Raw genomic sequence first — 6,860 nt, 5'->3', positions numbered from 1 at the left:
GTCGCCCGCGCCCCTGCGCCTCGGCGCGCACCCGGCGCACGCGTCCGTCACGGCGGAGCCGCTCGAGGTGCTCGCGGACGGTGTTCTCGTGCCGTCCGGTGGCGGCGACGATGTCGGAGATGGATGCCGAGGCGCGCGACTCCACCTCGCGCAGGATGCGCTCGCGCGTGGACGAGTGCCGGCGGCCGTCCGCGCCGCGGCGAACGGGTTCGTCTCCGGCATCCTCTCCATTTTCCACGGTATCAAGTGTAGTAAAATCGGGCACGTACCCCCACCCTCGGAGACGGAGAACCTCATGGGAAGCATCGAGATCCACCGGTCGCGTTCAGAAGCCACGTCGCAGACCGCCGGCGGCACCGGATGCGCGTGCGGCGGCCACGACGAACAGCTGCCCGAGCTCGACGCGCAGGCCATCCCGCACGCGGTGCGTCACGCGGCGATCTTCGGCGCGATCGAGTCGCTGCAGCCCGGCGGCGCCCTGGTGATCTCGGCGACCCATGACCCGGTGCCGCTGATGACGCAGCTGCGCGGCAAGCACGGCGACACGTTCCACACCCGTTACCTCGACGAGGGACCCGAACGCTGGCGGATCCTGGTGCGCAACGCCGGCTGATTCGGCGGCGGCGCGTTCAGCACCCCGGGAAAGACGAAGGCCCTCGCGATGCGAGGGCCTTCGGTCTGAATGTGGCAAGTGAGGGATTCGAACCCCCGAAGCTTACGCGGCTGATTTACAGTCAGCTCCCTTTGGCCGCTCGGGCAACTTGCCAGTGCACACCCGTCCGGCTTTCTCAGCCAACCGGGGGCGCGAAGATCAAGCATACCGGTCGCCGGCGGCGGTGAGAAATCGAGCGATCAGCTGCCGAACACGCCCCGCTCCGCCTCGTGCAGCGACTCCAGAGTGCGCAGCAGACCACCCTCGGAGCGGCAAGTCGCGGCGGCGATGAGCATCGCACCATCGAGCTGCTGCTGCCACTCGGCATCCGTCTTCGGCTCGCCATGCGACAACCCTGCAGCGACCGCCGCGAGGGTCGCATCACCTGCGCCGACGGTGTCGACCACCGGGCCGGGAAGCGTCGCGATCGGCGCCCGGAACACGCCGGCGTCCGACTCGAGCACCGCTCCGTCGGCGCCCGCGGTGGCGAGCACGGCGCCTGCGCCGAGTCGGCGGATACGGGCACGCAGCCCGTCGAGGTCCCCGTCGTAGAGCAGGGTCGCATCCTCGGCGCCCACCTTCACCAGCTCCGCCCTGGCGGCGAGCCGCTCGAACCCGCGCACGAACTCCGCGACATCGCCCATCATGCCGCTGCGGGGATTCGGATCGACGGCGACACGGGCATCCCCCAGCGCGTCGACCAGCGCATCCACCTCATCGGGCCGGTCGAACGGGAAGCAGCTGATCGCGACCACGTCGGCCGTCGAGATCGCCTCGCGCGCCTCGTCGCCGTACCGGATGCTGCGGCCGCGGGCCGCCTCGTTGAACGCGTACTGCGGCTCGCCCGCAGGCGACCACGTCACCACCGCCCTCGACGACCCGAGCGGAGACGGGCTCTCGATCAGTCGCACGCCGTGGTCGCGCACGTACTCGCGGATGTGCTCCCCCGCCTCGTCATCGCCGACCATCGCGATGAGCGTCGTCTGCACGCCCAGCCGGCGCAATCCGACGGCGACGTTCAGCGCGGCTCCGCCGACGAGTTCGCGCACGCCCGAAGCATCATGGATCTCATCGATCAGGGCATCCCCGATCACCACAGCAGTCATCCTGCGAGGGTACCTCGGGCGGTCGGCCGACGGGAGCCCGCCAGTCGGTCACGGCGAGGCGCTCGCACGGCCCCCGGGGCGGGCCTACCCTGACAGCATGAAGCTCCGCGCCGGCGCGGCAGTCGCGCTCCTGCTGACATCCGTCACTCTGCTCGCGGGGTGCGCCCCTGCGGAGAAGGATGCGGCGACGCCGCCGTCGCCGAGCGTCGCGCCATCGGCGTCCGGCTCCGCATCCGCCTCTGCCTCACCGACGCCGATGCCGACAGCCATGCCCCTGCCGGGCGACTGCCGCGAGATCCTCTCGGACGCCGTGCTCGCACAGCTCGAGGGCGTGCCGCTCAACGATCCCGCCTTCGGCGACAGCGGGTTGCTCGACGACTCCCTCGTCTGCAACTGGGGCGACCCCGGCGCGGACACGACAGGCCTCACCACGACCATCTCGCGGATGAACCGCGGGCCTGCGCTCGATCTGCTCAACGCCATCGCCGCCGATGAGGGGTTCACCTGCTACACCCCCGATGGCGGCACTCGCTGCGAGAAGAGCTGGCAGAACGAGCAGTACCCGGTCACCGACGGCCGCACGCTGTTCTGGCGCGACGGCCTGCTGATCGACACGCGCTACTCGAACCTCGCACCCGCCGGATACACGTCGAGCATCGTCAAGACACTCTGGCCCTGAGCCCTCCCGCGGCTGACCCCGCGCCGCCCGCGGCAGGGTACGGGAAAGGCCCCGGCCCTCCGAAGAGGGGCCGGGGCCTCCGAATCACTCAGGCCCTATCAGTTGTAGGTGCCGGGGGTGATGTCGTCCGTCGAGAACGCGTCGAAGTCGACGTAGCCGAAGTCGCCGTCCGCGTACGCGCCGTCGGATGCGAAGATCCGGTTCGGGTAGCGCTCGCTCTTGGCTTCCTCGGTGGCCTCGACCGTGACGTCGCGGTACTTCGAGAGACCGGTTCCGGCAGGGATGAGCTTTCCGATGATGACGTTCTCCTTGAGACCGACCAGCGGGTCGCGCTTGCCCTCCATGGCGGCCTGCGTGAGCACGCGGGTCGTCTCCTGGAAGGATGCCGCCGACAGCCACGACTCGGTCGCAAGCGACGCCTTCGTGATACCCATCAGCTCCGGACGACCCGACGCGGGGCGCTTGCCCTCTGCCACGGCCTCGCGGTTGATCTGCTGGTAGCGCTTCGAGTCGACCATCTCACCCGGAAGCAGCGTCGTGTCAGCGTGGTCGACCACGGTGACCTTGCGCAGCATCTGGCGGACGATGACCTCGATGTGCTTGTCGTGGATCGGCACACCCTGCGAGCGGTACACGCCCTGCACGCCGCCGACGAGGTACTTCTGCACCTCGCGGGCACCCATGACTCGCATGACCTCCTTCGGGTCGAGCGTGCCGACCTGCAGGGGCTGACCGACGGTGACGTGCTGGCCGTCCTCGACGAGAAGCGTCGCACGCTTCAGCACCGGGTAGACCACCTCTTCGTCGCCGTTGTCGGGCGTGAGGATGACCTTCTTGGCCTTCTCGGTCTCCTCGATCGTGATGCGGCCATCGGCCTCGGCGATCGGGGATGCACCCTTCGGGGTACGCGCCTCGAAGAGCTCCTGCACACGCGGCAGACCCTGGGTGATGTCGTCGGCCGAGGCCGAACCACCCGTGTGGAAGGTACGCATCGTCAGCTGGGTACCGGGCTCACCGATCGACTGAGCGGCGATGATGCCGACGGCCTCGCCGATGTCGACGGTCTTGCCGGTCGCGAGCGAACGGCCGTAGCACTGCGCGCACACACCGACGGCGGAGTCGCACGTCAGGACCGAACGGACCTTGATGGTCTCGACACCGAGTCCGACGAGCTTGTCGATGAGCACGTCGCCCACGTCGTCGCCGGCCGAAGCGAGAACCTCGCCCGACTCGCTCACCACGTCGGAGGCCAGCGTGCGGGCGAACACCGAGTTCTCGACGTTCGCGTCGCGCACCAGCTCACCCTGCGAGTTCGGAGCGGCGATCGGGAGCTCGAGGCCCTTCGACGTGCCGCAGTCCTCTTCGCGGATGATGACGTCCTGCGAGACGTCCACCAGACGACGGGTCAGGTAACCCGAGTCGGCGGTGCGCAGAGCGGTGTCGGCGAGACCCTTGCGGGTACCGTGCGTCGCGATGAAGTACTCCGCCACCGACAGTCCCTCGCGGTACGAGGAGATGATCGGACGGGGGATGATCTCACCCTTGGGGTTGTTCACCAGACCGCGCATACCCGCGATGTTGCGGATCTGCAGCCAGTTACCACGAGCACCCGACGACACCATGCGGTTGATGGTGTTGTCCTCGGGGAAGTTCTCGCGCATCGCGGCCTGGACCTCGTCGGTCGCCTCGGTCCAGATCTTGATGAGCTCCTGACGGCGCTCGGCGTCGGTGGTCAGACCCTTGTCGTACTGGGACTGGACCTTCGCGGCCTGCTTCTCGTAGGTGGCGACGATCTCGGCCTTGTTCGGCGGGGTGAGGATGTCGCTGAGCGCGACGGTGACACCCGAGCGGGTCGCCCAGTGGAAACCGGCATCCTTGATGCGGTCCAGCGTGGCGGCCGTCTCGACCTTCGGGTACTCCTCGGCCAGCTTGTTCACGATCTGCGACAGCTTGCCCTTGTCGGCGACACCGCGCACGAAGGGGTAGCCCTTCGGCAGCGCGTCGTTGAAGATCGCCTGACCGAGCGACGCGTCGACGAGACCGTGACGCTCGTAGCCCTCGGGGGCCTCGCCCTCGAGGAAGGTCAGCCCCGGGATGCGGATGCGGATCTTCGCCTGAAGGTCGAGGGTGCCCTCGTCCTTCGCCAGGATCGCCTCGGAGACCGACCCGAACGCACGACCCTCACCGGCAGCGCCCGCCTTGACCGTGGTCAGGTGGTGCAGACCGATGATCATGTCCTGCGAGGGCAGGGTGACCGGTCGGCCGTCCGACGGCTTGAGGATGTTGTTCGAGGCGAGCATCAGCACGCGGGCCTCGGCCTGAGCCTCGACCGACAGCGGCAGGTGCACGGCCATCTGGTCACCGTCGAAGTCGGCGTTGAACGCCTCACACACGAGCGGGTGCAGCTGGATGGCCTTGCCCTCGACGAGCTGCGGCTCGAACGCCTGGATGCCGAGACGGTGCAGCGTGGGTGCGCGGTTGAGCAGCACCGGACGCTCGCGGATGATCTCCTCGAGCACGTCCCAGACCTCGGGACGAGTGCGCTCGACGGCGCGCTTGGCAGCCTTGATGTTCTGCGAGTGACCGAGGTCGATCAGACGCTTGATCACGAACGGCTTGAACAGCTCCAGAGCCATCTGCTTGGGCAGACCGCACTGGTGCAGCTTGAGCTGCGGACCGACGACGATGACCGAACGGCCCGAGTAGTCCACGCGCTTGCCGAGCAGGTTCTGACGGAAGCGACCCTGCTTGCCCTTCAGCAGATCGGACAGCGACTTGAGCGGACGGTTGCCCGGTCCGGTGACCGGACGGCCGCGGCGGCCGTTGTCGAACAGGGCGTCGACAGACTCCTGCAACATCCGCTTCTCGTTGTTGACGATGATCTCGGGAGCACCGAGGTCGATCAGTCGCTTGAGGCGGTTGTTGCGGTTGATCACACGACGGTAGAGGTCGTTGAGGTCGGAGGTCGCGAAACGGCCACCGTCGAGCTGCACCATCGGACGCAGCTCCGGCGGGATCACCGGCACAGCGTCGAGGACCATGCCCAGCGGCGAGTTGCCCGACTGCTGGAACGCCGCGACGACCTTGAGTCGCTTGAGCGCGCGCAGCTTCTTCTGACCCTTACCGCTGCGGATGGTCTCGCGCAGCGACTCGGCCTCGGCGTCGATGTCGAAGGTCTCGAGGAGCTTCTTGATCGCCTCGGCGCCCATCGCACCGGTGAAGTACTCGCCGTAGCGGTCCTGCAGCTGGTGGTAGAGCTTCTCATCGATGATCAGATCGCCCGGGGAGAGCTTCACGAACTTGTCCCACAGCTCTTCGAGAGCGTCGAGCTCACGCTGTGCTGCGTCGCGCATCCGCTTCATCTCGCGGTCGCCACCGTCGCGCACCTTGCGGCGCACGTCGGCCTTGGCACCCTCGGCCTCGAGCTCGGCGAGGTCGGCCTCGAGCTTCTGCTGACGCTCGTTGAGGTCGGCGTCGCGCTGATCGGCGACAGCCTTCTTCTCGACCTCCATCTCAGCCTCGAGCGTCGAGAGCTCGTTGTGGCGGAGCTCGTCGTCGACCGAGGTGATGACGTATGCGGCGAAGTAGATGATCTTCTCGAGATCCTTCGGCGCGAGGTCGAGCAGGTAGCCCAGGCGGCTCGGGACACCCTTGAAGTACCAGATGTGGGTGACCGGTGCGGCCAGCTCGATGTGGCCCATCCGCTCACGACGCACCTTGGCCTTGGTGACCTCGACGCCGCAGCGCTCGCAGATGATGCCCTTGAAGCGCACGCGCTTGTACTTGCCGCAGTAGCACTCCCAGTCGCGAGTAGGTCCGAAGATCTTCTCGCAGAACAGGCCGTCCTTCTCAGGCTTGAGCGTGCGGTAGTTGATGGTCTCCGGCTTCTTGACCTCGCCGTACGACCAGTTGTGGATATCGTCGGCCGTTGCAAGACCGATTTTCAGTTCGTCGAAAAAGTTGACGTCGAGCACTTGTTACCTTTCCAGAGCTCTGTCAATAAAGGGCCGTTGGCCGCCGGTCACGGAAACTCCGTGACCGGCGGCAGCGAGATCAGTTCGCGAGGTCGTCGACAGTGGCCGACTCGTTGCGCGACAGGTTGATGCCGAGGTTGGCGGCTGCGCGCTCGAGATCCTCGTCATCGGTGTCGTGCATCTGAATCGCCGCACCGTCGGAGCTCAGCACCTCGACGTTCAAGCAGAGTGACTGCAGCTCCTTGAGGAGCACCTTGAACGACTCGGGGATGCCCGGCTCGGGGATGTTCTCGCCCTTGACGATGGCCTCGTAGACCTTGACGCGGCCGACCACGTCGTCGGACTTGATCGTCAGCAGCTCCTGCAGGGTGTAGGCAGCGCCGTACGCCTGCATGGCCCAGCACTCCATCTCACCGAAGCGCTGGCCACCGAACTGGGCCTTACCGCCG

General features: G+C 67.3%; 5 protein-coding genes, 1 tRNA gene and 1 pseudogene. 2 read left to right on the top strand and 5 right to left on the bottom strand.

Annotated features, from left to right (window positions below):
* Positions 1-238 (bottom strand): winged helix-turn-helix transcriptional regulator (locus RT309_RS13000; RefSeq protein ID WP_313357671.1); only part of this gene is annotated, 238 nt, incomplete at its 3' end.
* A gap of 57 nt (positions 239-295) precedes the next feature.
* Here RT309_RS13000 and RT309_RS12995 point away from each other — a divergent pair.
* Entirely contained in the window at positions 296-613 is a 318-nt protein-coding gene (locus RT309_RS12995) for a DUF2249 domain-containing protein (protein ID WP_313357669.1), read from the top strand.
* A 72-nt stretch (positions 614-685) separates the two neighbouring features.
* On the opposite strand, the gene RT309_RS12990 is transcribed toward RT309_RS12995, so the two are convergent.
* Positions 686-766 (bottom strand) — tRNA-Tyr (locus RT309_RS12990).
* Between the two features lie 86 nt (positions 767-852).
* Positions 853-1,758 (bottom strand): PfkB family carbohydrate kinase, encoded by a 906-nt coding sequence (locus RT309_RS12985; RefSeq protein WP_313357668.1) that lies wholly within the window; start codon positions 1,756-1,758, stop codon positions 853-855.
* A 97-nt stretch (positions 1,759-1,855) separates the two neighbouring features.
* On the opposite strand from RT309_RS12985, the gene RT309_RS12980 reads away from it, so the two are divergent.
* Positions 1,856-2,437, top strand: coding sequence for a hypothetical protein (locus tag RT309_RS12980; protein WP_313357666.1), 582 nt, complete (start codon positions 1,856-1,858; stop codon positions 2,435-2,437).
* Positions 2,438-2,535: 98 nt separating this feature from the next.
* Here the strand turns inward: RT309_RS12980 and RT309_RS12975 are convergent, their stop codons facing one another.
* Positions 2,536-6,411, bottom strand: coding sequence for a DNA-directed RNA polymerase subunit beta' (locus RT309_RS12975; protein WP_313357664.1), 3,876 nt, complete (start codon positions 6,409-6,411; stop codon positions 2,536-2,538).
* Between the two features lie 79 nt (positions 6,412-6,490).
* Positions 6,491-6,860, bottom strand: a pseudogene (locus tag RT309_RS12970) (DNA-directed RNA polymerase subunit beta); the annotation flags it as partial.

The organism is Microbacterium sp. (assembly GCF_032084865.1).
Taxonomy (GTDB): domain Bacteria; phylum Actinomycetota; class Actinomycetes; order Actinomycetales; family Microbacteriaceae; genus Microbacterium.
Note: the sequence above shows the minus strand (reverse complement) of the source record. Positions and strands in the feature narration are given on the sequence as shown.

Coding starts and splice junctions, on each gene's coding strand:
- RT309_RS12995 (WP_313357669.1), top strand. CDS start 296: ATGGGAAGCATCGAGATCCACCGGTCGCGTTCAGAAGCCACGTCGCAG.
- RT309_RS12980 (WP_313357666.1), top strand. CDS start 1,856: ATGAAGCTCCGCGCCGGCGCGGCAGTCGCGCTCCTGCTGACATCCGTC.
- RT309_RS12985 (WP_313357668.1), bottom strand. CDS start 1,758: ATGACTGCTGTGGTGATCGGGGATGCCCTGATCGATGAGATCCATGAT.